General features: G+C 44.7%; 28 protein-coding genes and 1 pseudogene. 15 read left to right on the top strand and 14 right to left on the bottom strand.

All coding sequences use genetic code 11. The annotated features are described in order from the left end of the window. Positions 1-199: 199 nt before the first annotated feature. The 3 genes from ABWT76_RS18440 to ABWT76_RS18430 are packed head-to-tail and all read right to left on the bottom strand — an operon-like array spanning position 200 to position 3,992. On the bottom strand, positions 200-2,182 hold the full coding sequence (locus ABWT76_RS18440; RefSeq protein ID WP_354634750.1) for a CHAT domain-containing protein: 1,983 nt from the start codon (positions 2,180-2,182) through the stop codon (positions 200-202). 60 nt (positions 2,183-2,242) lie between these two features. After that, positions 2,243-3,268, bottom strand: coding sequence for a hypothetical protein (locus ABWT76_RS18435; RefSeq protein WP_054469998.1), 1,026 nt, complete (start codon positions 3,266-3,268; stop codon positions 2,243-2,245). A gap of 43 nt (positions 3,269-3,311) precedes the next feature. Continuing rightward, positions 3,312-3,992, bottom strand: coding sequence for a YqiA/YcfP family alpha/beta fold hydrolase (locus tag ABWT76_RS18430; RefSeq protein WP_354634749.1), 681 nt, complete (start codon positions 3,990-3,992; stop codon positions 3,312-3,314). Positions 3,993-4,739: 747 nt separating this feature from the next. Here ABWT76_RS18430 and ABWT76_RS18425 point away from each other — a divergent pair. From ABWT76_RS18425 to ABWT76_RS18405, 5 genes and pseudogenes are all read left to right on the top strand, one after another. Further along, a complete protein-coding gene (locus ABWT76_RS18425; protein WP_354634748.1) occupies positions 4,740-5,030 on the top strand; it encodes a type II toxin-antitoxin system Phd/YefM family antitoxin in 291 nt (96 codons plus the stop codon). Next, positions 5,014-5,301 carry a type II toxin-antitoxin system RelE/ParE family toxin gene (locus ABWT76_RS18420; protein WP_354634747.1) on the top strand — a complete coding sequence of 96 codons (288 nt, stop codon included), beginning with the start codon at positions 5,014-5,016 and terminating at the stop codon, positions 5,299-5,301. The genes ABWT76_RS18425 and ABWT76_RS18420 overlap by 17 nt, the downstream gene beginning before the upstream one ends. Positions 5,302-5,518: 217 nt before the next feature. Then, positions 5,519-5,797 (top strand): hypothetical protein, encoded by a 279-nt coding sequence (locus tag ABWT76_RS18415; protein WP_354634746.1) that lies wholly within the window; start codon positions 5,519-5,521, stop codon positions 5,795-5,797. Positions 5,798-5,846: 49 nt separating this feature from the next. Then, positions 5,847-6,098: pseudogene (locus ABWT76_RS18410) on the top strand (type II toxin-antitoxin system RelE/ParE family toxin); the annotation flags it as partial. A gap of 3 nt (positions 6,099-6,101) precedes the next feature. Continuing rightward, positions 6,102-6,317, top strand: a complete 216-nt coding sequence (locus tag ABWT76_RS18405; RefSeq protein WP_190882996.1) for a hypothetical protein — start codon at positions 6,102-6,104, stop codon at positions 6,315-6,317. Here ABWT76_RS18405 and ABWT76_RS18400 read toward each other — a convergent pair. The 5 genes from ABWT76_RS18400 to ABWT76_RS18380 form a co-directional block, all read right to left on the bottom strand. Next, complete coding sequence (locus ABWT76_RS18400; protein ID WP_054470003.1) at positions 6,314-6,601, bottom strand: DUF2442 domain-containing protein; 288 nt, start codon at positions 6,599-6,601, stop codon at positions 6,314-6,316. The genes ABWT76_RS18405 and ABWT76_RS18400 overlap by 4 nt on opposite strands. A gap of 9 nt (positions 6,602-6,610) precedes the next feature. After that, positions 6,611-6,838 (bottom strand): DUF4160 domain-containing protein, encoded by a 228-nt coding sequence (locus ABWT76_RS18395; RefSeq protein WP_054470004.1) that lies wholly within the window; start codon positions 6,836-6,838, stop codon positions 6,611-6,613. Between the two features lie 234 nt (positions 6,839-7,072). Next, positions 7,073-7,207, bottom strand: coding sequence for a hypothetical protein (locus ABWT76_RS18390; protein WP_255353280.1), 135 nt, complete (start codon positions 7,205-7,207; stop codon positions 7,073-7,075). Between the two features lie 252 nt (positions 7,208-7,459). After that, complete coding sequence (locus ABWT76_RS18385) at positions 7,460-9,169, bottom strand: pentapeptide repeat-containing protein (RefSeq protein WP_190877922.1); 1,710 nt, start codon at positions 9,167-9,169, stop codon at positions 7,460-7,462. Between the two features lie 547 nt (positions 9,170-9,716). Then, complete coding sequence (locus tag ABWT76_RS18380; RefSeq protein ID WP_354634745.1) at positions 9,717-10,691, bottom strand: glycosyltransferase family 9 protein; 975 nt, start codon at positions 10,689-10,691, stop codon at positions 9,717-9,719. Between the two features lie 92 nt (positions 10,692-10,783). Here ABWT76_RS18380 and ispD point away from each other — a divergent pair, with 92 nt between their 5' ends. Further along, positions 10,784-11,476 carry a 2-C-methyl-D-erythritol 4-phosphate cytidylyltransferase gene (gene ispD / locus ABWT76_RS18375; RefSeq protein WP_354634744.1) on the top strand — a complete coding sequence of 231 codons (693 nt, stop codon included), beginning with the start codon at positions 10,784-10,786 and terminating at the stop codon, positions 11,474-11,476. Between the two features lie 353 nt (positions 11,477-11,829). Here the strand turns inward: ispD and ABWT76_RS18370 are convergent, their stop codons facing one another. Then, positions 11,830-12,024, bottom strand: coding sequence for a hypothetical protein (locus ABWT76_RS18370; RefSeq protein ID WP_156332052.1), 195 nt, complete (start codon positions 12,022-12,024; stop codon positions 11,830-11,832). A 399-nt stretch (positions 12,025-12,423) separates the two neighbouring features. Here ABWT76_RS18370 and ABWT76_RS18365 point away from each other — a divergent pair, with 399 nt between their 5' ends. The 5 genes from ABWT76_RS18365 (at position 12,424) to ABWT76_RS18345 (ending at position 16,918) form a co-directional block, all read left to right on the top strand. Next, entirely contained in the window at positions 12,424-13,479 is a 1,056-nt protein-coding gene (locus ABWT76_RS18365) for an isochorismatase (RefSeq protein ID WP_190877910.1), read from the top strand. A gap of 422 nt (positions 13,480-13,901) precedes the next feature. Further along, positions 13,902-15,161: a GTP-binding protein gene (locus tag ABWT76_RS18360; protein WP_190877908.1), complete on the top strand. Its 1,260-nt coding sequence runs from the start codon at positions 13,902-13,904 to the stop codon at positions 15,159-15,161. 201 nt (positions 15,162-15,362) lie between these two features. Then, complete coding sequence (gene dtd / locus ABWT76_RS18355; protein WP_354634743.1) at positions 15,363-15,809, top strand: D-aminoacyl-tRNA deacylase; 447 nt, start codon at positions 15,363-15,365, stop codon at positions 15,807-15,809. A gap of 64 nt (positions 15,810-15,873) precedes the next feature. After that, complete coding sequence (locus tag ABWT76_RS18350) at positions 15,874-16,047, top strand: D-aminoacyl-tRNA deacylase (protein ID WP_375341527.1); 174 nt, start codon at positions 15,874-15,876, stop codon at positions 16,045-16,047. Positions 16,048-16,354: 307 nt separating this feature from the next. Further along, the gene (locus ABWT76_RS18345; RefSeq protein ID WP_054469695.1) at positions 16,355-16,918 is read left to right on the top strand and encodes a Uma2 family endonuclease; all 564 of its coding nucleotides are present in this window, start codon (positions 16,355-16,357) and stop codon (positions 16,916-16,918) included. Positions 16,919-17,257: 339 nt separating this feature from the next. Here ABWT76_RS18345 and ABWT76_RS18340 read toward each other — a convergent pair whose 3' ends face one another. The 5 genes from ABWT76_RS18340 to ABWT76_RS18320 form a co-directional block, all read right to left on the bottom strand. Continuing rightward, complete coding sequence (locus ABWT76_RS18340) at positions 17,258-18,217, bottom strand: hypothetical protein (protein ID WP_354634742.1); 960 nt, start codon at positions 18,215-18,217, stop codon at positions 17,258-17,260. Positions 18,218-18,526: 309 nt separating this feature from the next. Next, positions 18,527-19,498: a hypothetical protein gene (locus ABWT76_RS18335; RefSeq protein WP_354634741.1), complete on the bottom strand. Its 972-nt coding sequence runs from the start codon at positions 19,496-19,498 to the stop codon at positions 18,527-18,529. Beyond that, a complete protein-coding gene (locus ABWT76_RS18330) occupies positions 19,495-21,429 on the bottom strand; it encodes a tetratricopeptide repeat protein (protein ID WP_354634740.1) in 1,935 nt (644 codons plus the stop codon). The genes ABWT76_RS18335 and ABWT76_RS18330 overlap by 4 nt, the downstream gene beginning before the upstream one ends. A gap of 343 nt (positions 21,430-21,772) precedes the next feature. Next, positions 21,773-23,125, bottom strand: a complete 1,353-nt coding sequence (locus tag ABWT76_RS18325) for a serine protease (protein WP_354634739.1) — start codon at positions 23,123-23,125, stop codon at positions 21,773-21,775. Between the two features lie 314 nt (positions 23,126-23,439). Then, on the bottom strand, positions 23,440-24,087 hold the full coding sequence (locus ABWT76_RS18320; RefSeq protein ID WP_072160922.1) for a COP23 domain-containing protein: 648 nt from the start codon (positions 24,085-24,087) through the stop codon (positions 23,440-23,442). Positions 24,088-24,587: 500 nt separating this feature from the next. Between ABWT76_RS18320 and ABWT76_RS18315 the strand changes: the two genes are divergently transcribed. The 4 genes from ABWT76_RS18315 (at position 24,588) to ABWT76_RS18300 (ending at position 26,967) form a co-directional block, all read left to right on the top strand. Then, a complete protein-coding gene (locus ABWT76_RS18315) occupies positions 24,588-24,899 on the top strand; it encodes a hypothetical protein (RefSeq protein ID WP_354634738.1) in 312 nt (103 codons plus the stop codon). 183 nt (positions 24,900-25,082) lie between these two features. Further along, positions 25,083-25,577: a helix-turn-helix domain-containing protein gene (locus ABWT76_RS18310; RefSeq protein WP_054469701.1), complete on the top strand. Its 495-nt coding sequence runs from the start codon at positions 25,083-25,085 to the stop codon at positions 25,575-25,577. A gap of 362 nt (positions 25,578-25,939) precedes the next feature. After that, positions 25,940-26,758 carry a pentapeptide repeat-containing protein gene (locus tag ABWT76_RS18305; protein ID WP_054469702.1) on the top strand — a complete coding sequence of 273 codons (819 nt, stop codon included), beginning with the start codon at positions 25,940-25,942 and terminating at the stop codon, positions 26,756-26,758. Between the two features lie 65 nt (positions 26,759-26,823). After that, on the top strand, positions 26,824-26,967 hold the full coding sequence (locus ABWT76_RS18300) for a hypothetical protein (protein WP_190877900.1): 144 nt from the start codon (positions 26,824-26,826) through the stop codon (positions 26,965-26,967). Positions 26,968-26,992 lie beyond the last annotated feature (25 nt).

Genomic DNA, 26,992 nt, shown 5'->3' with positions numbered 1-26,992 from the left:
TTCAGGAGCGGGGGAGCTTCAGGAGCGGGGGAGAAAATAACCAACAAACAACAACCAACAATCAACCAACAATCAATCAACAAAGAATCCCTACCCAACAAACAACAACCAACAATCAACCAACAAAGAATCCCTACCCAACAAACAACCAACAAACAACAACCAACAATCAACCAACAACTAACAATAAATAACCAAATTAATTCCAATTGCCAATCATCATAAACGCTGACCAAAAATAAGGATGAGATAAATTAAGATTTCTCAGTTCGGCTAATTCTTCAGAAAGAGGCAACATTTCCCCATTTGATAATCTTAATTGGCCATTTTCAATTCTAGTTTTTCCTTTAATCATGGCGATTTGCGCCGCACGCAATGCTTGAGATTTAATGGGGTTTTCACTTAATTCTTGATAAAAATCACTCATTAATCCCAAAGTACCCGCATCACTCACATACCATAGGCTGGCTAAAGCTGATTTGACTCCTGCTTGAACCGCTAAACCAGCAAAACCTAATTCTGCTTCGGGGGAACCTACTGCGGTCTTACAAGCGGATAAAACTAATAGTTCAATGGGGGTATTTTCGACTTGACTCCATCCGAGTTCATTGGCGATTGTCTTGAGTTCACCCAGATTCATTTTGCGGTCATAAAACTGGATATAAGATTCATTCAAGTCTCCTGCTTTAAATTCTCCGTGAGTGGCTAAGTGAATAATTCCAAATTGTTCTGTTTGATTCACAGTTTTAAACTCATCTACGGTAAATTCTTGATTCAGAAATAACTCCCCTTGCCAAGATTCTCTGAGAATATTGTTTAGTTCAATAGGAACGGCAGGTAAGGGGTTTAGGTCGGTAAATTCTGAAGCACCCATTGCTAGAATTGGGGTATTTCTCACGTCAGCGTAACTGACATCAGTTAATCCAAAACTGGGAACTAGGGCAACGCCATATTTTTCAATTAAAAACTGTTTGCCATCATGCAATGCGGCAATGGGCAGACTGCGTAAACCAGAGTCCATTGATAAGACTAAAATATCAATGCCTTCTGCTTGTAATTGGGGTTCTATCGGGGCAATCAGGGTTTGATAAAGTTTTTGGGCATTTTCCAGATATTTCTGCGATCGCCGATATCTTGGATCGGTAATTTCATTTCTAAATTGTTGGATGGTTTCGCGCAGTTCTTGCCCCTTCACCTCTGGCAATTGTATATGTTGAACTGGGCCTTGAGTCTGGGCGACTATTACTCCAGGAATTTGCCGAGTTGAAGCTAACAGTTGTGCGGTATTTTCTATTCTGCCATCAGGACTGGGGACGACAGTAAATAAATCCAGTTGACTCTCGCTGGCTGAGACATAAATAAATGCGGATTTTTGTCCCGTGACTTGCCACAGGTCGTATAAGGTGGCAGAAATTTCATCAAAAGACGGGGCTTTGCCAAACAGTTCCAGTCCTAAATAATCGCTAAATTCTACCGCTTGATATTCTTCAATTAACTGAACCGCTACATCCACATCAACTTGTTGTAATTGTGCTTCATAAGCAGGGCGATCGACCTGTTGTTCTCCTCTAGGCATTTCCGGGCCAGGTTTTTCTTGCGGGGGTTTTTCTCCCGGTCGATTACCGATCTGATTCGGGGTCGGGGGACCTGATGTAGGAGGAGAAGGTGGCGACTGAAAACCATGAACCTGTAAAGGTTCTAAGGGGATGTTGCGATCGCCAAGGGGAGGTTGTCCCGGTTGCCCTGGTTGAGGTTGTCCCGGTTGAGGTTGTCCCGGTTGAGGTTGTCCCGGTTGAGGTTGTCCCGGTTGAGGTTGTCCCGGTTGAGGTTGTTCTGTGGGTGCAGGTTGTCCCGGTTGAGGTTGTTCTGTGGGTGCAGGTTGTCCCGGTTGAGGTTGTCCCGGTTGAGGTTGTTCTGTGGGTGCAGGTTGTCCCGGTTGAGGTTGTCCCGGTTGAGGTTGTTCTGTGGGTGCAGGTTGGCTCGAATCTTCTGAACCTGGTAGAGAAGAAGGCAATACCGGCTGATTATCTGAAGGGGGTGGGGCAACCGGGACGATCGCGTCTGTGTTCGGCCCAGTAATACCGGACTGATTACCAGATTGAGTTATCCCAGGTTTTGCCACAATTAAAACCCAGGCGATCGCGAATAATATCTGAAATTTTTGAAAAAAACGTTGATTCATTGGTAGATATTTCACCTTGGAAAATAGGGACTTAAAAATCGGGACTTGAAAATCGGCTATTTAGAAGTTTGTGGGCAAAGAAAACCCATAACCAATTCCTAAAATAAATCGCGTGCCATCTCCAGCACTTCCAGTAATATCCGTTAAGGCCGGAGAAATGACTACGGGAATATTTTTAAATGGGGCAATGGAAAGACCCACGGTCATGTCTTGACCAGTCCATTCCGCGATCGCGCTGATGGGTTGATTAATCCGCAGGGCCATTGAACCAAATACCCCCACGGTTCCTTCATCATTATTAATCTGATCTTCGGTGCGAAATTGACCGCTACCGACTCCCAGAGATACATGAAGCTGATTAAACAACTCCGAAGGATCGGGATCGAAAATAAACCGTTTCGTCACCACCCCATAAAGCGATCGCCCTCCGTCGGTTTCCCCCCAACGGATTGCCCCTTGGACTCCCGCAGCGACACTCAGATCGTAAGGTAGGCGCCGATGTAATTTCACGCTGACCGTACCATCCTGAAACGCATCTCCCCATAAATCAGTTGCCGTAATGCCCAAACTAACTCCAACGGTTTTGACGGGATTACCAAATCCAATCCCAAATCCCATCACCCCATCCGCGTCTTCCGTAAACCGGGTGCGTTCTTGGACTCCTAACCCAAATCCTGCCCTGCCCCAAGACGACCCATAACCAGAGGGGTTCATAATACTCACCCCTGGGGATGCTGCCGGGGGTTTTCGTTGTTCTCTTTGGATACTTTGAGAACGCAAAGGCACTCTTTGGGGTCGAAATACATCCTCTGAACCGCTTTGCCGATGTAATGTGGAACGTCGTCGCGGTGTTCCCGGTTCTGGGACGGGGACGGGAACTGGAACATCCGGCGATTCCTGGGCGATCGCCTCTGGGAATTCGGTTTGCGGCATCGTTTCTGTTATATTATCCGCTTCAGCGGAAAATTGCGAAACCAAGGGGATGAATTCTGATTCTTGCTGACTTTGAGAAGCTGCCGGAATTGCCGGAATTAGACTAAGGGCGATCGCTGATATTATAGTTAACAAAAATACACTTTTTTTCATTGTCAGTTATCCTGAAAAGCTCAATTACTTTGTTAGGAAATCATTAAATTTGACAAAAGTATTGAATTGCTTGCCAAATCTGTGGCAAAACATTAGTCAACCCATGATCGCTGTCGAGTTCTTGCAGTTTTACCCAAGGGCGATCGCTGGCAAAAGCTCGACTCGACTCAATGGGAATTACCTCATCGTGAATCCCATGAAAAATTAAAGTAGGAATTTCTCTAGGAAACTGTTCATTTTGATACTGGAGTAAATCAACCCAAAATTGATAGCTGAGGGGCAAATCCCGGTTTTCCCCGTAATGGGGAAATAGCCCAAATCCATCCCTTTGCCATTGCTGCATGGCTGCCTCTCCCAACAAGCGAGATAAATGTCGGTGAAATTGGAAAGCGGGGGCTAGTAAAACTAAGCGTTTTACTTTAAAGTTTCCTTGAGCCAAAATTGCTGAAGTCAATCCGCCAAAACTAGAACCAATTAAGGTAATTTCTGGTAAGCTAGTGAGAGTTTTCTCTGTTGTGTCTGAGATAGATATTTTATCAAAATATTCGGCTTTAATGAAATTTAATTGTCTGGTTAAGGTAAGATTGAAAAAATCCCCTTGATTCAAATCAGGAGTTTGTAGGTTAATTGACAATTGGCCAAATCCTTGGCGGAAATACTCCGCTTTTCCCCCGTGGGGAGAAGAAGCAAACCCATGTAGATAAATATACTTATCCCGTCCCATAATCCTTAAGCAAGATAAACATAAGATATATTTTAGCAAAATGTAGGGTGTGTTCGCGGAAACTTTTTTGTCAGCAATTAACTTCTATTCCCGCCGTAACGCACCACAGCAAAATGTAGGGTGTGTTCGCGGAAACTTTTTTGTAAACAATTAACTGCTATTCCAGCCGTAACGCATCATATTTTTTGGGTGCAAAAGTTAACCCAAAAAATAAAACAAACCGGGTTTTTATTTTATTTTGGGTGTTTGGCAAAAGCTGGCAAAAGGTGCGTTACGGCTGGAATAAAGGTTAATTGTTTATGTCAAATTTTTTCGCCAGCCTAACACACCCTACAGTTTTATTAAGAAACCGGGTTTCTATTTTATTTGGGGTTTTTCGCAAAGGTTAACGTTAATTACCCGGTTGCTGGGGGCAAAGGTTAACTCAAGGAACAAAAAGAAACCGGGTTTCTATTTTATTTGGGGTTTTTGGCAAAGGTTAACGTTAATTACCCGGTTTCTGGGGGGTGTGCGGTAAGCGGAGCTATGCCGTCAGGCAAGCACGCTTTTTTGTCCCAAGCAAAGAAACCGGGTTTCTGTCCCTCCAAGCAAAGAAACCGGGTTTCTGTTGTGAATATTAAAGTTAACCGTGAAAGCGAGAAAGAAACCCGGTTTCTGAGTTCAGGGAGGCGATCGCCAAAATCCCACCTCCCTTCTCTTGACTTGTGCTAACATTAAATTTAATGTAAATTTAGTGCTAATATCACCATGATCAACCTGAGTCGTGATATTCAGTCCCTTTCGAGCTTCAAGCGTAAATCTGCTGAATTTATCCAACAGATGAAAGAAACCGGGAAACCGATCGTCTTAACTGTCAACGGTAAAGCTGAAGTGGTTGTCCAAGATGCCGTGTCTTACCAAAAATTAATAGATATGATGGAATACCTAGAAGCGATCGCGGGCATTAAAGAAGGACTAGCGGATGTGAACGCGGGTAGAACTCGTTCCTTAGCAGACTTTCAACAAGCAATGCAGGAAAAACGTGGCATTTCAAGTTAAGCTGACGCGCAAAGCAGAAATTGAAATTGAAACAGCCTACCAATGGTTAAAGGAACGAAACCCAGATTATGCCGATCAATGGTTACGAGATTTGATGGATACCCTGGCAACCTTACAGGAAAAACCTCGGCGTTGTCCTTTAGCCATAGAAAATGATGTTTTTCCTGAAGAAATTCGGCAACTTCTCTACGGCAAAAGACAGCAGAGTTATCGCCCGTCTGTTTGTGATTCGGGACGAGAAAGTATATGTACTTCATGTCCGTCATGGTAGACAAGCCCCATTAACCCCTGAAGATTGGGACGACGAAAAATAATCTGTAGTCAAGGCCGATCGCGCAGATCGGGTGAGGGAATCCTTTTTTTGGGAAGACGGGAGGCGCGAGAATCAACTTTCCTCCCCAAAGCCCGATCAAACTCAAAACCCTTATAATACCAATATAGATATGCTTAAACAATTGATAGGAATTTAAAAAAAGGAGATAACCGTGATGCAAATTACATTAAGTCAAGAACAAACGCAAGTCCTGGAACGATTAGTACAACAAGGTCGGTATCCTTCATTGGAAGCTGCTATAAATACCGCATTAATACTTCTCACCGATGAAATTTCATTCAATGAGTCAACAGAAAATCCAGAATACTTAGCTTGGCTGGCACAAACGCGCCAGAAAATAGAGGAAGGATTAGAGCAGTCAAAACGCGGAGAGTCTTTGGATGGAGAAGCAGTGATTGCTCGATTGAGAGAAAAAGTTAAATTAGCTTCATAGGTACAGGCATGAACCGTTTTCTCATCACGGTTGCTGTAGGGATTTAGAAGAAATTTCTAGTTACTTTCTGGAGAAAAATGTCGAAGCTGGAGAGCTTTTTGTTGAGGGTTTTAACAAAAAATGTCAGCAGTTAGCCCGGTTTCCCTATTTGGGACGTTCTTACTCTCAATTTAGTCAGAATCTACGAGGGATTCCATTAATGGGTTATATTATTTTTTATCAGGTAATTGAAGACGGCATTGAAATTGTGCGCGTGATTAGTGGTTATCGAAATTTGTCGGATATTTTTCAGGAAAAGTGACTGATGAAAAGCGATCGCTTTTTTGTCCCCGAAATAACCGGGTTTCTGTCCCTCCAAGCAAAGAAACCGGGTTTCTGTTGTGAATATGTAGGGGCGAATGGCCATTCGCCCCTACCGTGGAACCAAAAAAGAAACCCGGTTTCTGAGTTCAGGGGAAGCGATTCCCTCCGGGACGCTTCGCGATCGCGCTTCTTCTGTGTGGGATCTAGCCCTTTTTAAGAATGGATAGGCTCAAGATCACCAGCAAAATCTTCATCTGCAACACAGATGCCATTGTGCCAAAGTTCGTATTCACTAATATCAATATCCTCATTCCAAACTAGAGCATATCCCCCCGGTTCAACTTGAAAATTCTTAAAAAATGTAGGATTTCTTAACCGAGCAAATGTATGATTGTCTAACAACCTAGAGACATCGTATTGCCGGATTTCTCCATTACTAAACTTAACCAGCAAACTATAATCTTGAATAACTTTAGCAGAAATAATCCGAGGCGGCTTCATAAAATTAAATCATTTTAAAGGTGGCAGCTTAATAAATTCTTGGCTATTCCAAATCTGGAGTAGTTCTTTCTGGTACAATTTTGCCCATTCTAGCACCATTTTTTCGGCACGTCCTGGTAAATCTCCTTCAATAACTTCTAGAGACTCAATACTGATTAACGCATTATACTCACCATAAATAGCGTGAAAATGAGGGGGAGAATGATCGCCAAAGAACATGGCGACAAAATTTGACATAAACAATTAACGTTTATTCCAGCCGTAACGCACACGGCAAAATGTAGGGTGTGTTAGGCTGGCGACAAAATTTGACATAAACAATTAATGTTTATTCCAGCCGTAACGCACCATTTTTTGGGGGGGCGGTTAACTCAAGAAACAAAAAGAAACCGGGTTTCTATTTTATTTGGGGTTTTTCGCCAAGGTTAACGCAAGAAACCCGGTTTCTGGGGAGAAAGAGAAGTTTATTAATCAGTAATTAAAAAGCGATCGCGCTTTTTCTGTGTGCGATCGCGCTTTTTTGTCCCAAGCAAAGAAACCAGGTTTCTGTCCCTCGAAGCAAAGAAACCGGGTTTCTGTTGTGAATATGTAGGGGCGAATGGCCATTCGCCCCTACCGTGGAACCAAAAAAAAACCCGGTTTCTGAGTTCAGGGAGGCGATTCCCTCCGGGACGCTTCGCGATCGCCCTTTTTCTGTGTGCGGTAAGCTTTCGCTATGCCGTCAGGCAAGCACGCTTCAATCTGGTTGTCGGGTTTGTCCAATAAGGCTTGACTGCGGCAGTTATCTGAAAAGCGGTTTACTTCCTAACAAACCATGTGAATAATGGAAATGGTGGATTAAGCGAAAGTTAAACATCTTCAAAGATTGCATCTTTTTTTAAGGAGAGCAGTTTCTAGCGCTTCATCAATACCAAAGATTGCATCTTTTTCAAGGAGAGCAGTTTTTAGCGCTTCATCAATACCTTTGTTAGATCCAAATCGGGCTTGAGTAACTGTGGCATTTTCAAGATTAGCCCCTTTTAAATCAGCTTTTGTTAAATCAGCCTCAGTCAGGTCAGCATTACTCAGGTCAGCCTCTCTTAAGTCAGTTTTACTCAGATTAGCCCCTCTTAAGTCAGCCTCACTCAGATTAGCTTTTCTCAAGTCAGCCCAATTCAAACGAGTCTCACTTAAGTCAGTCTTGCTCAAATTAGCATTACGCAAATCGGTTTTACTCAAATTAGCCTTACTCAGGTTAGCCCCACTCAAGTTAACCCAACTCAGATCAGTTTCACTTAGTTCACTTAGATCAGTTTCACTCAGATTAGCCTTACTCAGATTAGCTTCACTTAGGTTAGCCTTTTTTAAGTTAGCCCCACACAGGTTAGCTCCACTCAAGTTAGCCTGACTCAGATTAAACCCACTCAGGTCAGCATTGCTCAAATTAGCCTCACTCAGTTTAGCCTTTTTTAAGTTAGCCCCACTCAGGTCAGCATTACTCAGGTCAGCATTACTCAGGTCAGCATTACTCAGATTAGCATTACTCAGATTAGCCTCACTCAGATTAGCCTCACTCAGATTAGCATTACTCAGGTCAGCATTACTCAGGTCAGCATTACTCAGATTAGCCTCACTCAGATTAGCATTACTCAGGTCAGCATTACTCAGATTAGCCTCACTCAGATTAGCCTTACTCAGGTTAGCCTCACTCAGATTAGCCTCACTCAGATTAGCCTCTCTCAGATTAGCCTCTCTCAGGTAAGCCCCACTCAGTTTAGCCTCTTTTAAGTTAGCTCCACTCAGGTCAGCTTTATTCAGATTAGCCCCATTCAGGTCAGCATTACTCAAGTCAGCATTACTCAAGTCATTCCAACTTAGGTGATCCCCACTCAGGTAAGCCAGATGCTGTTTAGCCCGACTCAGTTTAGCCCGACTCAGTTTAGCCCGACTCAGTTTAGCTCCACTCAGGTTAGCCCGACTCAGTTTAGCCCGACTCAGTTTAGCCCCACTCAGGTTAGCCTCTTTCAGGTTAGCCTCTTTCAGGTTAGCCTCTTTCAGGTTAGCTTCACTCAGGTCAGCATTACTCAGATTAGCCTCACTCAGATTAGCCTTACTCAGGTCAGCTTCACTCAGATTAGCCTTACTCAGGTCAGTCCCACTCAGGTTAGCCTCACTCAGATTAGCCTCTCTTAAATTAAACCCACTTAGGTTAAACTCACTCAGGTTATTCATACACAGGTTAACTTTATTCATGTTAGTCATATACAAACTAACTCTACTCAAATTAACCCTACTCAGGTTAGCATCACTCAAGTTAGCATTACTCAAGTCAGCCCAACTTAGGTTAGCCTCACTCAGATTAGCATTACTCAAGTCAGCCCAACTTAGGTTAGCCTCACTCAGGTCAACCTTACTCAAGTCAGCCCCGCTCAGATCAGCCCCGCTCAGGTCAGCCTGACTCAGGTTCCACTTCTGACCTCTTTTAATTCGTTCAATCAAAGATTTCTTTGCGTCTTCATCATCATAACTGAATATATAAGGATCACTGCAAGTATCACCCCAATCAAAAAATTCTGGTTTTTTAGGCATTTTTTTACTTTGCTCCGTTTTTTCCATTTAAGTTTTGGCAATTATAAATTATTTGGTCGCCCTAAAGCCCGCGACTCCAGAGACGGGACGATTAAAGTTCATAGTAATTTTGGATTCTGGTGTTTCGTTTGATTTAGTCATGGCATCTTTACTGGGTTAAGGGAAAAAGCCTCGATCGCCTTTGTTGAGAATTTATCTAATTACTTTAGTGAATCGGTCTTCAACAAATTGCCAGTTTCCTGAGAAGCGATCGCATCTACCATACTAACTCAATGAAGCTGAGACTGGCAAATTTACTAGGAACAGTTTCTCAAGAAACCGGGTTTCTATTTTATTTGGGTTTTTTCGCAAAGGTTAACTCAAGAAACAAAAAGAAACCGGGTTTCTATTTTATTTGGGAAAAAACCCGGTTTCTGGGATTTTTTGCAAAGGTTAACGCAAGGAACAAAAAGAAACCGGGTTTCTATTTTATTTGGGGTTTTTCGCAAAGGTTAACGCAAGAAACCCGGTTTCTGGAGACCGGGTTTCTAACTCAAGAAATCTGGGATTAACCGCCTAAAATCTTTTGCAAGACAGTTTTTGGCGGAATATCAGCCATGTTATCCGTAGGAGATTTAATGGCCACAAACCGCTCATTTTTGGGCAAAAGTTTGCTGGGGTCAGTGGGTCCAAACAAGGCTACGGTGTAAGTTTTTACCGCTACGGCGAGGTGCATGGGCGCACTATCGGTACATATCATTAAATTAGCCCCAGCGATTGTAGCGGCTAATTTACCGATATCTGGGGGCGAAATTACCTTAATTCCGGGCAAAGATTTCACCAGTTCATTGACAAATTGCTCATCTTCTGGACCTTTGACTACAACTATCGGTAATTGGGGTTGAGATTGCTGCAACTTTTGCAAAATCTCTAGCCAATTTTTCACCGGATAAATTTTATTTAATCCTTTGGTTAAAGCCAATTGGCTAGAACCGCCATGAATTAAAATATAGCCAGTTTCCGCAATTCCCAAGGTCTTTTGTTCGTTTTCCGCCCATTTCAGATCCTCTTTGAGCAAAGTCACCGACAATTCAGGGGTGGGACAGGTAATGTCAAAACCTTGCAGCAAATCGTGATACATTGCCGCTGCATATTGTTCCGTTTTGAGGGGCACCGGGTTGGTTAGGAAGCGATCGCTGCCTCCTTCTGCATAACCAACGCGGGTGGGAATTCCCGTCAACCACAGGAGAAACCCCACCGCCCACCGCTGTCCTAAAGAAATGACTGCATCGTATTCTCCATCACGCAATATCCCCAGCAAGTTGGCAAAATCTGCCAGACTGTTTCGATCTTTGAAATCGAACTTAATCGGTCTGAGAGACTTGTCATGGAAATGCTTACATACCTTGTAAGCGCCCAGCGATCGCGGTTCCACAACCACGTCAATTTGAGCGTTGGGGTAAAATTGCTTGATATCTTGTATCGTTGGCAGAAATAGAATTTGATCGCCAATCCCGCCAGGGACAAGGGCTAGTATTCGCATCTGATATAGGTTTTTCCGACTGATCGGTTACATTTTAAGCGAATTCTGTATTGATATATTGATCGTGATAGTTTTGCTTTTGAGGAATCGCTGTGCATTTATTAATTCCCGCTGCGGGGATGGGACGGCGGATGGGCAGTAACCGCAATAAATTACTGCTGAAGTTACTGGATCGACCGATTTTGGCTTGGACCTTAAAAGCTGCGGAGGCTTCCGAGCAAATTACCTGGATTGGGATTATGGGTCAACCGGAGGATGAACCGGATTTTCAGGAAATTTTGGCCAGTTTATCCCTGACCAAGCCGGTAAAACTGATTCGCGGCGGTGCCACCCGCCAAGAGTCGGTGTATAACGGCTTGCAAGCGCTGCCGGAAGCCGCCCAATGGGTATTAATTCACGATGGGGCGCGGTGTTTGGCCAGTCCGGGCTTATTCGATCGCTGTGCGACCGCTTTGCGCCAATGTCCCGGTTTGATTGCGGCGATTCCGGTGAAAGATACGATAAAAGTAGTCGATGACCGGGATGTAATTGTGGATACCCCTGACCGTAGCCACTTATGGGCTGCCCAAACTCCCCAAGGTTTTGACGTGAAATTATTAAAAGATTGCCACGATCGCGGGCGACAAAACGGTTGGGAAGTCACCGATGATGCGGCGTTATTTGAAAAGTGCGGTTTACCAGTAAAAATTGTGGCCGGAGAAGAGACTAATTTAAAGGTGACAACGCCGGTTGATTTAGCGATCGCGGAGTTTATATTGCGCGATTCCAGAAACCCGGTTTCTTAAATGCAGGGTGTGTTAGGCTGGCAAACAATTTTAGGGATAAACAATTAACTCCTATTCCAGCCGTAACGCACCACTGGGGTTTAGAAGCCGGGTTTCTTAATTAAATCTCTGCTTGAGGGCGAAAAGTTTACGCAGAAACCCGGTTTCTTGTCCCTGGGGTTTAGAAACCGGGAGAGGTTAGAAACCGGGTTTCTATGTAGGGTTCGGTGGGTAGGCAGGCATTTCTTAAAGAAACCCGGTTTCTTGTCCCTGGGGTTTAGAAACCGGGAGAGGTTAGAAACCGGGTTTCTGGTTTCTATGTAGGGTTCGGTGGGTAGGCAGGCATTTCTTAAAGAAACCCGGTTTCTTGTCCCTTAAGTATGTCGCATCCGGCGATGATTCCCAGATGAATGATCTTGATGCAAGGTGTGATTGGCAATATAAAATTCACGAGAAAGAGTTATTAAAGCAATGACTATATTTCCCATGCCGTGAACCACTGGATTTTTTATTAACCGATCTTTTATTTGCGATAGCTTAGAAACCACTGGGTGTTTAACTTTAGTCATGGCCGTTAGCCCCCAGAAAATTTAATAGATTTATTTTTAGTTCTATTATAATCCTTTTTTCAGAAAAATTTGTTATTTTAATAATTTAGTTTAAGAATTTTAATAATATGTGGTCACGGCTAACTTTTTGGTGTTCTAGAAAGCCGTCTTTTTCCCAATAAATATTGGCAATTAGTAATTAGCAATATTTAAATATATAACCAATTACCAATAAACAATCAAGCTGCCTGTACAATAAAATTACCTTTAAATCTCGTCAAGATAAAAATATTATCAGTTATTTAATCATTTATAATCGATCATTAACGCGATCGCCTTTTATTTCCTGTAATTATTTTCCTCCAGCGAACCAATCACCAACAACCAAGAACTAAAAATAACTAGGAACAGGTAAAAACCATGACAAATCAACCTCAATTACCCATACCCTCTCACTTCGATCGCCGCCAAGTTGGTGAAGTTTGGCGGGTAAATTATCAAGACCTGGCAGCGGCGGCAAAAACTTGGGCAAAAGACCATGAAATTAAACCCGCAGCCGAAGATAAAACTCGGATTTGTTTAGTGGCGATCGATGTGCAAAACACCTTTTGTATTCCCCAATTTGAATTATTTGTGGGCGATCGCAGTGGTACTGGGGCAGTAGACGATAATGTCCGTTTGTGTGAGTTTATTTATCGTAATTTAGGGTTTATTAGCAGTATTGTCCCCACCCTAGATACTCACACCGCCATGCAGATTTTTCATCCAATTTTTTGGGTAAATCATGCCGGAGAACATCCCACACCCGCTGCCACGATGATTACTTTAGCCGATGTAGAAACAGGAGTTTGGCAAGTTAATCCAGCCGTCGCCTATAGTTTAGCTGGTAGCTTGAATGAGGACAATTATTCCCTCTTGCAAAAATATGCTTTACATTATGTGCAAAAGCTGAGTCAAGATGGTAAGTTTCCTCTGACTATTTGGCCTTATCATTCTATGTTAGGGGGCATTGGTCACGCCCTGGTCTCCGCCGTAGAAGAAGCGGTATTTTTCCACAATATTGCACGGCAAAGTCAAACTATGTTTGAAATTAAAGGGAACAATCCTTTAACCGAGAATTATTCCGTACTCCGTCCAGAGGTTTTGCAAGGACCCGATGGTCAGGCGATCGCGCAAAAAAATACTCGTCTGATCCAAAAAATATTAGACTTTGATGTAATAATTATTGCCGGTCAAGCCAAAAGTCACTGTGTAGCCTGGACAATCGATGATTTACTCACAGAAATCACAGCGATCGACCCAAATTTAGCCAAAAAAGTCTATTTATTAGAAGATTGCACCTCCCCGGTAGTTGTCCCTGGGGTGATTGATTTCACCGACCAAGCGGATGCCGCATTTCAGCGCTTTGCCCAAGCCGGAATGAACCTAGTAAAATCTACTCAACCGATGGAAAATTGGCCAGGTATTGTTCTGTAAGGGAAGCGGTGGTGTAGGGTGTAGGGTGTAGGGTGTAGGGTGTAGGGTGTAGGGGAAGAGAGGATGCATAGGATGCATAGGATGCATAGGATGCATAGGATGCATAGGAAAATTCTCTATTCTCTTTTCTCTATTCTCTTTTCTCTCTTCCCCCCACACCCCACACTCTCTCTTTCCCACACTCCGATGGCGGCTCCGATGGCGGCTCCCCACACACCCCACACACCGATGGCGGCCGATGGCGGCCGATGGGGGCCCCACACCATCAAGACATTTCGCCAAGAATTCAAAATCAATCCCTGACAATGCCTCCTGATTCAATTAAAATGAATCAGTGAACACTTTTTTAGCTGTTCCCCATTCTCGGCTTCTCGTTCAACAGTCAACTCTTGAGATATCCAGAACCATCAAATAACAACCCTATGCAATCAGCAATTAAACCCGAAACGACCCTGACAGAACCTCTGACAATGGATGCCCCCAAACAAGGCTTACCTGTCACTATTATTACCGGATTTTTGGGCAGTGGTAAAACTACCCTACTGAACCATATTTTAACCAACCAAACTGGCCTAAAAATTGCCGTTTTAGTTAATGAGTTTGGGGAAATTGGCATCGATAACGAACTCATTGTAGCCACCGAAGATAATATGGTAGAACTCAGTAATGGTTGTATTTGCTGCACCATTAATGAGGATTTGCTGAATTCGGTTTACGGCATTTTAGAACGTTCGGAAAAAATCGATTATTTAGTAGTAGAAACTACCGGGTTAGCTGACCCGTTGCCGGTAGCTTTAACCTTTTTAGGCACCGAACTCCGAGATTTAACTCGCTTGGATTCTATTGTTACTGTAGTCGATGCGGAAAATTTCAGTGTGGATCTATTTAATAGTGAAGCCGCTTACAATCAAATTGCCTACGGTGATATTATTTTATTAAACAAATCTGATTTGGTTGAACCCAGCCGATTAGATGCGTTAGAAACCCGACTGCATGAGATTAAAAAAGACCCCAGAATTTTGCGAACCACTCAAGCAAAAGTTCCCTTGCCTTTGATTTTGAGTGTGGGTTTATTTGAGTCGGATAAATATTTCGATGCCGCCGAAGAAAAAGAAGCCCACGATCGCAGTCATAGCCATGACCATGACCATGACCATGACCACGATCACGATCATGCTGAATGCGACCATGACCACGGCCATTGCGTTCACGACCATGACCATGACCATGACCATGCCCACGATCGCGCCCACGACCATGACCATGAGGATCATACTGAATGCGACCATGACCACGGCCATTGCGTTCACGACCATGACCATGACCATGATCATCACCATCATCACCATTCCGATCATTTGGCAATGGATGGGTTTACTTCCCTTTCTTTCCAATGCGATCGCCCCCTTTCTGTGCGTAAATTCCAATATTTCTTGGATAACCAATTGCCAGAATCAGTGTTTCGGGCGAAAGGGATTTTATGGTTTGATGAAAGCGATCGCCGCCATATTTTCCACCTCAGCGGCAAACGCTTTACAATGGATGACGATCAATGGCCTTATGCCCCAAAAAATCAGCTAGTTCTCATTGGTCAAAACCTCGACCATGACACCCTGCGATCGCAGCTAGAAAACTGCATTTGTCTCCCCTCAAAAACCCGGGCAAAAGGCTTTGGTAAATAATAATTAAAGGTAGCCGCCAATCGAGCAGGGGAGCAGGGGAGCAGGGGAGCAGGGGAGCAGGGGAGAATTTTTCCCCTTATCCCCTCTGCCCCTTATCCCCTCTGCCCCTTATCCCCTCTGCCCCTTATCCCCTCTGCCCCTTATCCCCGTTCCCCGTTCCCCGTTCCCCGTTCCCCGTTCCCCGTTCCCCAACCACCAACCATGCGCGTTATCCTTCAACGAGTCAAATCATCTCAAGTCACCGTCAACGGCCAAATCATTGGTAAGATTGGCCAAGGATTAAACTTACTCGTAGGAATTGCCCCAACTGACAGCGAAAAAGAACTCGAATGGATGGCGCGAAAATGTTTAGAACTACGGCTATTTCCTGACCCAGAAAAACCCGCAGGCAGGTGGGATAAATCCGTATTAGAAATTAGTGGAGAAATCCTAGTAGTCAGTCAATTTACCCTCTATGGAGACTGTCGCAAAGGTCGCCGTCCCTCCTTCGATATGTCCGCGCCTCCAGAAATCGCCGAAAAACTTTATCATAATTTTGTCAACCGCTTAAAACAGAGTGGATTAAAAATAGAAACTGGCGAATTTGGGGCAATGATGAACGTAGAAATTGAAAATGACGGGCCGGTTACATTATTATTAGAAAAGTAGGATAACCAGAAACCGGGCAGAAACCGGGTTTCTTTTCGGGATATCACAGTTATCTGTAGGTGGCATAAAAGAAACCCGGTTTCTAGGTTCTTCGTGGGGGTTCAGAGAAAAACTTTATCATAATTTTGTCAACCGCTTAAAACAGAGTGGATTAAAAATAGAAACTGGCGAATTTGGGGCAATGATGAATGTAGAAATTGAAAATGACGGGCCGGTTACATTATTATTAGAAAAGTAGGATAACCAGAAACCGGGCAGAAACCGGGTTTCTTTTCGGGATATCACAGTTATCTGTAGGTGGCATAAAAGAAACCCGGTTTCTAGGTTCTTCGTGGGGGTTCAGAAACCGGGTTTCTGTCGTGAAAATTACGGTTATCTGTAGGTGGCATAAAAGAAACCCGGTTTCTTAGTCCTCGCAGATAACCCAGAAACCGGGCAAAAACCGGGTTTCTTTTCGGGATATCACAGTTATCTATGGGATAAAAACCAGAAAACGGGTTTTTTTTCCTCTCTTTATTATATCACAAAAACAAGAGAACATAGTCATGGCAATTAAACTTAACACCCGCAAATTTACCATCAGCGAATATCATCAAATAGCTGAAAAAGGTATTTTATTAGAAGATGAGCGGATTGAATTAATTAAAGGAGAAATTATCCAAATGTCCCCCATTGGTTCTCGTCATGCTGCTTCTGTGCGCCGACTCACCCAACTTTTTTCTCAAAAGTTAGGACAAAATGCTTTAATTAGCGTTCAAAACCCGATATTTTTGGGGGATGATATATCAGAACCGCAACCGGACTTAGCCATAGTTTCCTATCGGGATGATTTTTATCTTGATGCTCATCCTCAACCCCAAGATATCTTACTATTAATCGAAATTGCTGACTCTTCCGTAGTTTACGATCGCGAAGTAAAAGCACCCTTATATGCAGCAGCGGCAATCACTGAACTTTGGTTAGTAAATTTAATTGAACAGCGATTAGAAATTTATCGGCAACCGGCAGCCAATGGATATCAAGAAATTAAATATTGCCGTAAAAATGACAGCATTTCTAGCCTAGCTTTTCCCGATATTGCTCTCACCGTAGCGGAAATTTTAGGATAACAGATATAGTCTAGAAACCGGGTTTCTTTTCGGGATATCAAAGTTATCTGTGGGCGGCAAAAAAAACCCGGTTTCTAGGTCCTTGGGGTAGGTTCAGAAACCGGGTTTCTGTCGTGAAAATTACGGTTGTCGGTGGGATCCAAGCAAGAAACCCGGTTTCTAGGTTCTTCGTGGGGGTTCAGAAACCGGGTTTCTTTTCGGGATATCAAAGTTATCTGTGGGTGGCAAACAAGAAACCCGGTTTCTTTGTCCTCGCAGATCGCCCAGAAACCGGGTTTCTTTTCGGGATATCACAATTATCTCTGGGATGCAAACCAGAAACCCGGTTTCTAAGTCCTCTTAGTCGGGGGTTCTGAATTCCGCCTCCGCTGCACTGACTAATTCAGCCAGAACCGCTCGAATGGCGACTAATTCTGCCGGTGGGTTGAGCAAGAATTCGTCATTACTGGCTTTGATTAAAGCATTGTAAGCAGCTACAGCCGCCAAAAGTTTTTTTGCATCTACCCTGCCACCGCGCAATAGTCCCAGCAAACTTTCTGCCAGTTTCCACGCGGATAATTGTCCCGCCCCTCCCTGTCCTAACGCCCGAATTAAAGGGTTTAGTAGTGGATCGCCAAATAAGGATTTAGTGGTAGGGTCTCCAGTTAACAAGGTGCTTAACGCCTGTTGCACGGAAGCCGGAATGGAGGCACCCCCAGCACCACCCGCACCGTCACCGCTGCCAAAAGTCCCCGCCCCTAATTGCGCGATCGCGGCTTCTGCGACAACTTGTGTCGGTGAGCCCACTTCTCCAACGGGGGCAAATTCCACTTGCGGCGCGGAAACAGTATCTCCTGGGGCGTTTATTGGAGTTGGCTGTGTTGCCTGTGAAGTTTCGCCGGTTTCGGTTGCCTCTGTGGTTTCTGTTTCGGCGGTTTCGGCGGTTTCTGTCTCTGTTCCCTCTGATCCCTCTGAGTCTGCTTCAGGCAGCAGTTCAAAAGGATAATCTTCAGTACCATTGTTGTTTACATTTGGCTGCTTAATTTCTGGGTTAGTTACTGGGTTAGTTACTGGGTTAGTTACTGGGTTAGTTACTGGGTTAGTTACTGGATTAATTACTGGGTTAGTTACTGGGTTAGTTACTGGTATTGGTTTTACTGGTGGTGGTGGTGGTGGCGGTGGTGGTTCAATAATTGGAATAGGACAATCAGAACAATTTCCTGCATCTGAAGACAATGCTTTTGATACCAGTAGTAACAGGCTAATATTTCCTAACAGTAAAACCAAACTTATTCTAAATAAAAATAATTGCATTTTCATGGCTTTATGAGTCGCGACAATAATTTCAAAATTTCCAACCCGTAGGGGCGAAGCATTCCGGCAGTTATTTATCGGTTAGCAGATTAACTTTTATCCCGGAATGCTTCGCCCTTTCCCGCAGGTATTTGTGGATTAACCGATTAACTTTTATCCCGGAATGCTTCGCCCCTGCATTGGCAAACAGGACGGATCGATCCCCCCAACCCCCCTTAAAACCGCCATCGGCTTTTTAGAAAAACCGGGTTTTTTCTGGGTAAAAAAGTGTATTTTTGCCTAAACAACAGAAACCCGGTTTTTGAAGGTTTATTCCTAGAAAAAATAGCTGTAACCAACTCCCACCCGGAACCGAACTCCGTCCCCCGCACTGCCAGTAATATCGGTAAATGCTGGACTAATTACCAGGGGAATATTTGGTAATGGAACAACAGAAAATCCTAACGATAAATCTTGCCCCGACCAGTCCGCGATCGCGGAAACAGGTTGGGCAATTCTTAAACCAACACTGCCAAAAATATTGACCGTATTTGTATCATCGTTAAAATCATCTTCCGTGCGAAATCGCCCATTACCTAATCCCAGAGAAACCGTCAGTCTACTTAAAGGGTCGGCGGTACTTTCTTTAAGGTTAAATGTTCTCGAAGCGACCCCATAAACGCTAGTTCCCGCATCGGTAAAACCCCAGACAATAGCGTTTTCTATGCCCACAGCAACCATCCAATTATTAGCAACGATTCGACCGGCTTTAAAGCTAAAACTACCTCGCTTCATAAAACCGTCATCATAATCCCGGTTACTAAATAAATCCAAGACCGTAATTGTGGTTTGAAAAGCTACGTTTTTCCGAGGATCGCCGACCCCAAAACCTGTGGATATTGCCCCATCAGAACTATCAGTAAATCTGGTTCTTTCTTGAAACCCTGCCCCGGTAAAAGCTTGACCCCAACGCGCAGTAAAAGCGGTGGGAGAAAGAATACTGGAACTGGGGGCAACGCGACGTTGTGAACCAACTCCTTGAACTTGTTGGGGCACCGTAACGTCTACTTTAGGAGGAAGAGGCAATAACCACTCTTGTTCTAATGATTCCCGTGATGTTTCGCCCCTGGTAGGAGTTTCTACATTCGGAGGATCTGGGGGAGCAAATTGAACAAATTGGCCTAATTCTTGGGCGCAAATACTCTGACTAAACATCTGACTAAACATTTGCATCGCCAAAATAGATATAAAGGCGATCGCGCCCTCGGTAAGTTTTCCCGTCTCACGGGAAACAGGCTTAAATATCATTGCGATACCCCTCCCAAACCTGACTGTGAATCATCTAACTCTTCTAGCTGCTTTAATATTGCTAAAGCATCTAAAGTTGCTGCATTTTCAGGATTAATTTCTAGGGCTTTTTCAAAAGCTAATCGGGCTTCGGCATAGCGGTTATCCACAATTAAAGTTAACCCCTTCGCTGCCCAAGCAGCGGCATCATCAGGATTACGGTTAGTTGCTTCGCTAAAAGTAGCGATCGCCCCTTCTCGGTCTGTTAAACCAAATTGGGCTAAACCCAGCCGGTGTAAACCATCAGACTGTGCCAAATTAATCGCCAAAATGTCCGCCAACGCCTCTGGAGTCTCTCCATTTTGTCGTAAAAATTCGGCCAAAACATCAGCCCGTTGGAAAGCAGCATTATAATAATTTGGCTGAATTCTTAACACCTGTTCATAAGCGGCAACAGCGGCAGGTAAACGGTCTAACTTAGCTAAAGCATCACCTTTGTGAACCCAAGCGAAAAGATATTCTGGGTTAAGCTCAATTGCCCGTTCAAAAGATGCTAAAGCTGTCTCATTTTCTCCTAACTCCATCTGGGCAAAGCCTTTTAAATCTACCGCCACAAAGTCAGTTTCATTAACTTCTAATACTTTTTCAAAAGCACCCAATGCTTCATCATAGCGGTTTAACTTAGATAAAACTAAGCCCTTATAGCGCCACAGACTAGCATATAAATCTAAATCCCGTTCAGCCTGAGTTTTCTCCTCTTCTTTCTTCGGATTTTGGTAATTTTCACGAGTTTGCTCATAAGGAAAAGTCTCAATAGCTTTTTCATAAGAAATCAGCGCATTTTTAAAGTCTCCTAAATCAGTAAACACATTGCCTCGCGCCAACCAAGCTTGATAGAAAGATGGGGCTTTTTCTACCGCCTTATCATAAGCCGCGATCGCATAATTTTGGTATTTAATCCCTTCTTGATTTCCTGTAGCCTTAAAAACATCCCCAATGCGCCACAATTCATTCCCATAATTCACCCATACGCGAGGATCTTCTGCTCGTTCACCTTCAGGAGTTTCTGGCACAAGAGAAGTCAAAGACGCTGCTACATCTTCCCGACTTACATTCCTCGGTGCTTCCGTAGTTGTTTGTAAAACGGTTTGAATTTCTTGGGCGGTTTGATGACCTAAAAAAGTTTGAATGGGAATTCCCATACTATATCCTGAACGAACCCGAAAATCATTAGTTCCGGCTTCAACTTCATTGACTCGATCCCCTTCTGACTGACCATGAATCGCAATCACATAGCCATTAGCATCCAATACCGGGCCACCACTCATACCGGGGTAAGTAATACTGGTGTAAAGTAACTCATAACCTAATTGACTTGAACGATTTGCTAAAGCCGCAGCCAAATCTTTGCCTACTCGTAATCCTGGGCTAAATAATCGCTGTGCTTCTTCTCTTCCTGCAGGCCAACCAGAGGCAAAAACCAATTGAGAAGTATTGCTGCCTACTTGAGATTTTAAGTCATAATTAGCCAAGGTCGCTATGCGATAATCGCGATCGCTGGTAAATTGCAAAATTGCCAAATCCACCAGTTCCCCATTCTCGTCCGTTAACTGTTGAACCGTAGCATAATCGAGGATAACTTCTTCAGTTGCCTTATCTTCTTTGCCTGGGGTGACAATTGTATATCCCCTTTCTTTTCCTAACTCTCGATCTTGAACCACATGATAAGCAGTCAGGACATAATAGACCTGGGGACTGTCTCCACTTTTGCCAATAATCACCCCAGACCCAGACCCAGACGCCGATTCATTATTTCTAATTAAAACCGTAATTTCTCGAGCTCGTTGAGACAGTTCTTCCACAGTTAAAGCTTGGGCGATTTGCGGCTGAAACATCACGATCGCCGCTGTAGTTCCCATCAGTGCGGCAGAAAGTTCGTAGGGAAATCTCATGGCTTACCTCTTTTTCATTCTTATTCTTACTTTTCTTCTTTTATTCCCAGGGACGGGGTGCAGGGGAGCAGGGGGTGCAGGGGAGCAGAGGAGCGGGGGAGCGGGGGAGCAGAGGAGCGGGGGAGAAGTGAAAAGTTAAAAGTGAAAAGTTAAAAGTTGAAAAAATATCACTATTCACTATTCACTATTCACTATTCACTCTCCCCTCTGCTCCTCATCTCCTCATCTCCTCATCTCCTCATCTCCTCATCTCCTCATCTCCTCATCTCCTCATCTCCTCAGATCCTCCGCCCCTCCGCCCCTCCGCCGTCGGCGGTCTCCTCATCCCCTCATCTCCCCCTAATTACCAAGCAGTCTGTCCAGATGGATTTGCCAACTGAGGAGACGCCACCTCTGGGGCAAAATTAGAGAAATTATTCTCCGTTCCCGACTCCAGGGGCATAATTAACAAGCCATCGGACGTAGAAAGCGTTCCCCCTAGTTGTGGGTTTAGCTGCGAGTTCCGTTGCGGGCTTAATTGCGGGCTGAGTTGCGGATTTATTTGTGGATTCAAGAAACTATCTGGGTTGGGAGGTAATGGTGCCAATGGTTGATTGTTCATGATTGACCGTTGACCGTTACTGGTTGACGGCGAAATTGCCCCCAGACCAGTCCCGTTATCTCCCCCCAATGTTTCGTCCAACGGCTGAATCAAAAAGCCATCCTCAGTGGGTAATCCAGTATCTCCCCCGATTCCTTGACCAAAACCTCCCCAAGCTACTGGCGGCAAATTGGCCGATGAATTTGCTGGTAGGTTGCCTGATGAATTTGGCCATAACCCTGCGGAGGGATTAGTGGGCAAATTTGCGGATAAGCCAGAATGCCTTAAGGACAAACCCGCTGCCAACTGCACCAAAGTTTCCATGGGAATCGCCCAACTAGAGCGCACCATTACCTCACGAGTTGCCGCGCTCGGTTCGGAACCGTCTATATATATATAAGGATTGCCCCACAGAGGATAAGCGTGCATTCCGTTAATCCCCACGACTTCACCGCGATCGTTCAGCAACGGCCCGCCGCTCATCCCCTTATCGATCCGATTGCTAAACCCAAGTTGATAGCCTTTTTCCAAGGCGCGATCGGGCAACAACGTCACCGTCCCATCCCGGAACACAAAGCCCCCAGCCTGAGACGGATCGACCCCATTGGGAAATCCCCCGGCATAGACGCGATCGCCCACTGTCAAACTTGCCCCCGCCCCCAGAGAAGCTACGGGATAATCCTGGGTACTAGAAAACTGCAACAGCGCCAAATCATTGCCGCCGAAAGCCACATTTTCCAGCACCTCAGCCGAATACACCCGACCGTCCGCCGTCTCCACTCGGTAAGGAGCCCCTGGAGTCAGCACATGACGATTTGTCACCATCGTATAAACCGACCCCTGGCGCTGAATAATCAACCCGGAACCATTGGTAGAGCCGGTATAAACCTTCACCGAAATAGACCGGGCGACCTGGTAAAGCCTAGTAGCATCAAAGCTTGCCTGCGCCGAAGTTTCCCCAAGCGCAAGCTCTGTCTCTGTCGATTCCGAAAAGCCTTCAGGAAAAACCGATGGTTGTGCCTGTGATGGCCAAGCCAAGCAAACCGTACCCAAACAAGCCGCTGTCGATAGCCAAAGAAAATTCATCATTAAACTGTGATAAGTTACTTTCAACATAAAAAAGCCCCCGGCTTTTGCCGAACTTACGCCGTATTAACTATCAAGCGCTGAATTTTAGGAGCGATCGCGAGTCAAACCTTCAATACCAAGCCTTCGATATCTTCGATATATAGAAATAATGCGTAAGTTCTGTTTTGGCACCGCCGGGGACTTCGCTGGGATATCAGAATTCCCCGGCTTCTAGGAAAAGCCGAGGAATTCGTTGGCATATCCGAGCGGCCTAAATCCTCTGCTTTTCATCTCTGGAGATCCTCGCTTGGTGGCACAAGCAGAGGATCTTTTTTGCGACATAGCAAAACAAAAAACGAAATCTACCAAGCTGTTCCACCACCCCCACTGCTGGGCTGAGGCATCGGACTCGGAGAAGTCGCCCCTGGTGCTGGCGAAGGAGTTGGGGACGAAGCGTTTGAACCACCAGCCCCTTGAATTTGACTGGCATCTACTGGTGACGACCCTTCCAAGAAGGCGTTCATATCCAGATAAACCTTTCCTTCTGATTCATTCAAAGGGCCAGCGGCCAAGTTGCGGATATCGAATAACTGCTGAACCGTCCGACTGGCGTCGCTACCCGGTTTCAGAGTGAATAACACCATGCTGCAAGGTCCGCCATTATTGCTGCTGGTGCAAACCACGGGCTGCCCGTTTTTATACCCAGTGGTGATGTAATTCAAAGTCCCCTGGTTATAAGCACTTTGGAATCGCCCTGAAACTTCCTGACAACGGCGTTCTGGGGTATAGCCAGAATCGCTGAACTGATGGGATACCCAATTAATAATCGGAATCGCGCCGATAGGGGTTTGAGCGAAAGTGACGGGAACACCTGCATTTGGCCCTGTCACCCAAACTCCGCAGTGGAAAGTAGTGTTATCCGCTTTACTCGGTGACTGGAAGGCGGCTACGGTCGTTAAAGTTAGCGCGGCTGTAGTGAAAAAGCTGGCTAACGATCGCGTATTCATCATATATATGCTCCTAAGTTTTGAATGATATATTCAGTTGTTCGGGGCGATCGTTGCAAAATAAATTTTGCTTTTTATATTTTAATCATTTATCACAAAAATGCCAATACTTTTTCAAAAATTTACATATTTTTTACTGATATTTTTGGCTGATTTATTTTTCGACAAAACTGATCTATCGACGATCTAAAACGACTAAAAACTGAGCCAAAAACCGCTCTAACTGAGCCGCAACTGAGCCGCAACTGAGCCGAAACTGAGCCGCAACTCGCTCTAAATGAGCTTTAACCGAGTCCTAACTGAGCCGCAACTGAGCCGCAATTGAGCCGCAACTGAGCCAAAATAACTCATCTCTGATATAAACTTATGCGCGGCTATGCTCAGTGATAAACCCAATAAAGGTTAATTTTATAATTATATTTGATAATTTATTAAAAGTAATAAAAATGGTTATTTAAAAAATAAATAAAATAACTATGTACTCGGCATACAACTAACAAATAATGATTCGTATTTACTATTTGGGAGGATTCAGAAACCGGGTTTCTTTTCGGGATATCACAATTATCTGTCGGATAAAAACCAGTTTCCCCGGTTTCTTAGTCCTCAGAGATACCCCAAAAACCGGGCAGAAACCGAGTTTATTTTCGGGATATCACAGTGCATCTACGGGATACAAACAAGAAACCCGGTTTCTTGATCCTCGCAGATCGCCCAAGAAACCGGGTTTCTGTGGTGAAAATCACAGTTATCTGTGGGATGCCCGAAAGAAACCCGGTTTCTTGGTCTTGGAGGCGATCGCTATCCGAAAATAAAATAGCCAATTCATCCGCTGCCAATCCGTTATCCCATCAGCTATCCGCTGCCAATCCTTACTATTACGATGTAGTAAATCAAAACAACCAACAAACAACAAAAAATAAAAAATAAAAAACCTCTTGACATTCTGATTTATCCCTGCTAAATTACTATTGCGATGTAGTAAAAAGCCAGGAAAAATGAGCAACCCAACCAGCAGCCCCACCCATATCGGCACCACCGAAGCCGCCCACTACCTAGGCATTTCCACCGTCAGACTCCGCATTCTCCTCCAGCAAGGCAGAGTCAAAGGTGCCGAAAAACAAGGCCGCGCCTGGATCATCCCCTTATTTAACGGAATGCCGGTCATCGAAGAACGCGGCAAAGGACCCAAAGGCACCTGGTACAAGCGCCCCCGCCAAGTCGAAACCTGCATCCTGGTCAACCGGCAAACTATTGGCAAAAACGCCAAAGAAGGACAGAATGAGCCGCCGATTGTGGTCAAAGAAGGCAAAAACCAGCATGAATGCCATGAATTAGAGATAAATGGCTCATGCCGAATTGTGTACACTCCCCACGAAACCGGCCCATGCGGTGCTCGGCTGTGGATTGAAGCGGCGGCTCATGTGCCCTTAGTAAGAAAGATTTTTGCCACCTATCAGCCAGTCAGTCAGCCGGTTACAGCGTTTGTTTGATGAGTGAACCACAAATATTGGCAAGGACGAAGCATTCCCGGAAAAAATTGACGCTTCTTACCCATAGAATTTCTGCGGGAATGCTTCGCCCCTACAAGCCCTTCTGCCCGTCTGCAAGGACGAAGCATTCCCGGAAAAAATTGACGCTTCTTACCCATAGAATTTCTGCGGGAATGCTTCGCCCCTACAAGCCCTTCTGCCCCTCTGCTGCAAAATAATTATCCTGACTTGCCTAGAGTTGGTTTGTACATCCTAGTAAATGTTGGCGTTTTAGCAGTAGCCAGATACCGATCGCCTGACAGTGACGGAAAACCTTCGAGCAACCAAACCAACCAAACGAAGTAGGAGTATAAAAACAGAATATGGCCAGCAATCCCACGCATATTAAACGCTTATTATCCACCAAACAATGTCAAGGGGGGGATCTGCGCGATGCTCACTTGGCAGGGTTCAATCTAAGTAAGGCTGACCTCAGTGGAGCGCATCTGATCTTTGCTAACCTGAATGGGGCGAACTTAGGTCATGCCAATCTCAGTGGGGCTGATTTGAGTTTTGCCAATTTTGTCGGGTCGGATTTGCAGGGAGCAAATCTAAGTGGCATCGATGCTCAAGGGGTGAACTTTTTGGATGCTAAACTGATCCAAGCCCACTTGGGGGGTTCGGATTTGGTGTTTGCGAATTTAGTTAATAGCGATTTAACCAATGCTGACCTGAGTGGAGCCAACCTGGAAGGGGCGAACCTGATTGGGATTACTTTGAATGGCAGCAAGCTGACTGGAGCAAACCTGACCGGGGCTAACTTGGGGCAAAGTAAACTGAGAGGCGCGAATCTCAGTAATGCTCAACTGACCGATGCTCGGTTGGTGGATGCGGATCTTAGTGATGCGGATTTGACTGGGGTAAATTTAAGAAATGCTAATTTACTGAATGCGAATTTAAGCGGGGCAAATTTAAGCGGGGCAGATTTGACGGGGGCGAATTTGGCTCAGGTGAAGTTGGATGGGGCGATCGGTTTATATCAATCGCCGCCGATGGAAAGACATCCGATGGATAGTCAGGCTTCTCCCCATTATCCCCCTGGTGGGCAACAGCCCGCTTATTTGAGTTTGCTTCACTCTGGAAGCGATCGCGATCGCACATCTAATTCCCGACCCCCCCATACGCCGCAACTTCAGTATTAAATCAATGCTGAATATCCATGTTAAATATCCATGTTAAATAACATTGTCAGACATTAATCCTGTTGATGCATACAGATAGTTTCTTTAATCCATTGGCGATCACATCTACAAATAGCCAAATACCAGGGACAAATGCCAGGGACAAATGTCAGGGACAAATACCGGGGACTCGCGATCGCCCCTGTCATACCATCCAGATTATTGTCTGACAAACAAGCCGCTATAATGCAAAGC

The sequence above is a fragment of the Planktothricoides raciborskii GIHE-MW2 genome (assembly GCF_040564635.1).
Lineage (GTDB): Bacteria > Cyanobacteriota > Cyanobacteriia > Cyanobacteriales > Laspinemataceae > Planktothricoides > Planktothricoides raciborskii.
This window is presented reverse-complemented; position numbering and strand designations above follow the sequence as displayed.

What these genes read in the sequence shown, in the direction of transcription:
- ABWT76_RS18440 (WP_354634750.1), bottom strand. Translation starts at nt 2,182, where the DNA reads ATGAATCAACGTTTTTTTCAAAAATTTCAGATATTATTCGCGATCGCC.
- ABWT76_RS18435 (WP_054469998.1), bottom strand. Translation starts at nt 3,268, where the DNA reads ATGAAAAAAAGTGTATTTTTGTTAACTATAATATCAGCGATCGCCCTT.
- ABWT76_RS18430 (WP_354634749.1), bottom strand. Translation starts at nt 3,992, where the DNA reads ATGGGACGGGATAAGTATATTTATCTACATGGGTTTGCTTCTTCTCCC.
- ABWT76_RS18425 (WP_354634748.1), top strand. Translation starts at nt 4,740, where the DNA reads ATGATCAACCTGAGTCGTGATATTCAGTCCCTTTCGAGCTTCAAGCGT.
- ABWT76_RS18415 (WP_354634746.1), top strand. Translation starts at nt 5,519, where the DNA reads ATGCAAATTACATTAAGTCAAGAACAAACGCAAGTCCTGGAACGATTA.
- ABWT76_RS18405 (WP_190882996.1), top strand. Translation starts at nt 6,102, where the DNA reads ATGAAAAGCGATCGCTTTTTTGTCCCCGAAATAACCGGGTTTCTGTCC.
- ABWT76_RS18400 (WP_054470003.1), bottom strand. Translation starts at nt 6,601, where the DNA reads ATGAAGCCGCCTCGGATTATTTCTGCTAAAGTTATTCAAGATTATAGT.
- ABWT76_RS18395 (WP_054470004.1), bottom strand. Translation starts at nt 6,838, where the DNA reads ATGTCAAATTTTGTCGCCATGTTCTTTGGCGATCATTCTCCCCCTCAT.
- ABWT76_RS18390 (WP_255353280.1), bottom strand. Translation starts at nt 7,207, where the DNA reads ATGGCCATTCGCCCCTACATATTCACAACAGAAACCCGGTTTCTTTGC.
- ABWT76_RS18385 (WP_190877922.1), bottom strand. Translation starts at nt 9,169, where the DNA reads ATGCCTAAAAAACCAGAATTTTTTGATTGGGGTGATACTTGCAGTGAT.
- ABWT76_RS18380 (WP_354634745.1), bottom strand. Translation starts at nt 10,691, where the DNA reads ATGCGAATACTAGCCCTTGTCCCTGGCGGGATTGGCGATCAAATTCTA.
- ABWT76_RS18370 (WP_156332052.1), bottom strand. Translation starts at nt 12,024, where the DNA reads ATGACTAAAGTTAAACACCCAGTGGTTTCTAAGCTATCGCAAATAAAA.
- ABWT76_RS18365 (WP_190877910.1), top strand. Translation starts at nt 12,424, where the DNA reads ATGACAAATCAACCTCAATTACCCATACCCTCTCACTTCGATCGCCGC.
- ABWT76_RS18360 (WP_190877908.1), top strand. Translation starts at nt 13,902, where the DNA reads ATGCAATCAGCAATTAAACCCGAAACGACCCTGACAGAACCTCTGACA.
- dtd (WP_354634743.1), top strand. Translation starts at nt 15,363, where the DNA reads ATGCGCGTTATCCTTCAACGAGTCAAATCATCTCAAGTCACCGTCAAC.
- ABWT76_RS18345 (WP_054469695.1), top strand. Translation starts at nt 16,355, where the DNA reads ATGGCAATTAAACTTAACACCCGCAAATTTACCATCAGCGAATATCAT.
- ABWT76_RS18340 (WP_354634742.1), bottom strand. Translation starts at nt 18,217, where the DNA reads ATGAAAATGCAATTATTTTTATTTAGAATAAGTTTGGTTTTACTGTTA.
- ABWT76_RS18335 (WP_354634741.1), bottom strand. Translation starts at nt 19,498, where the DNA reads ATGATATTTAAGCCTGTTTCCCGTGAGACGGGAAAACTTACCGAGGGC.
- ABWT76_RS18330 (WP_354634740.1), bottom strand. Translation starts at nt 21,429, where the DNA reads ATGAGATTTCCCTACGAACTTTCTGCCGCACTGATGGGAACTACAGCG.
- ABWT76_RS18325 (WP_354634739.1), bottom strand. Translation starts at nt 23,125, where the DNA reads ATGTTGAAAGTAACTTATCACAGTTTAATGATGAATTTTCTTTGGCTA.
- ABWT76_RS18320 (WP_072160922.1), bottom strand. Translation starts at nt 24,087, where the DNA reads ATGATGAATACGCGATCGTTAGCCAGCTTTTTCACTACAGCCGCGCTA.
- ABWT76_RS18315 (WP_354634738.1), top strand. Translation starts at nt 24,588, where the DNA reads ATGATTCGTATTTACTATTTGGGAGGATTCAGAAACCGGGTTTCTTTT.
- ABWT76_RS18310 (WP_054469701.1), top strand. Translation starts at nt 25,083, where the DNA reads ATGAGCAACCCAACCAGCAGCCCCACCCATATCGGCACCACCGAAGCC.
- ABWT76_RS18305 (WP_054469702.1), top strand. Translation starts at nt 25,940, where the DNA reads ATGGCCAGCAATCCCACGCATATTAAACGCTTATTATCCACCAAACAA.
- ABWT76_RS18300 (WP_190877900.1), top strand. Translation starts at nt 26,824, where the DNA reads ATGCATACAGATAGTTTCTTTAATCCATTGGCGATCACATCTACAAAT.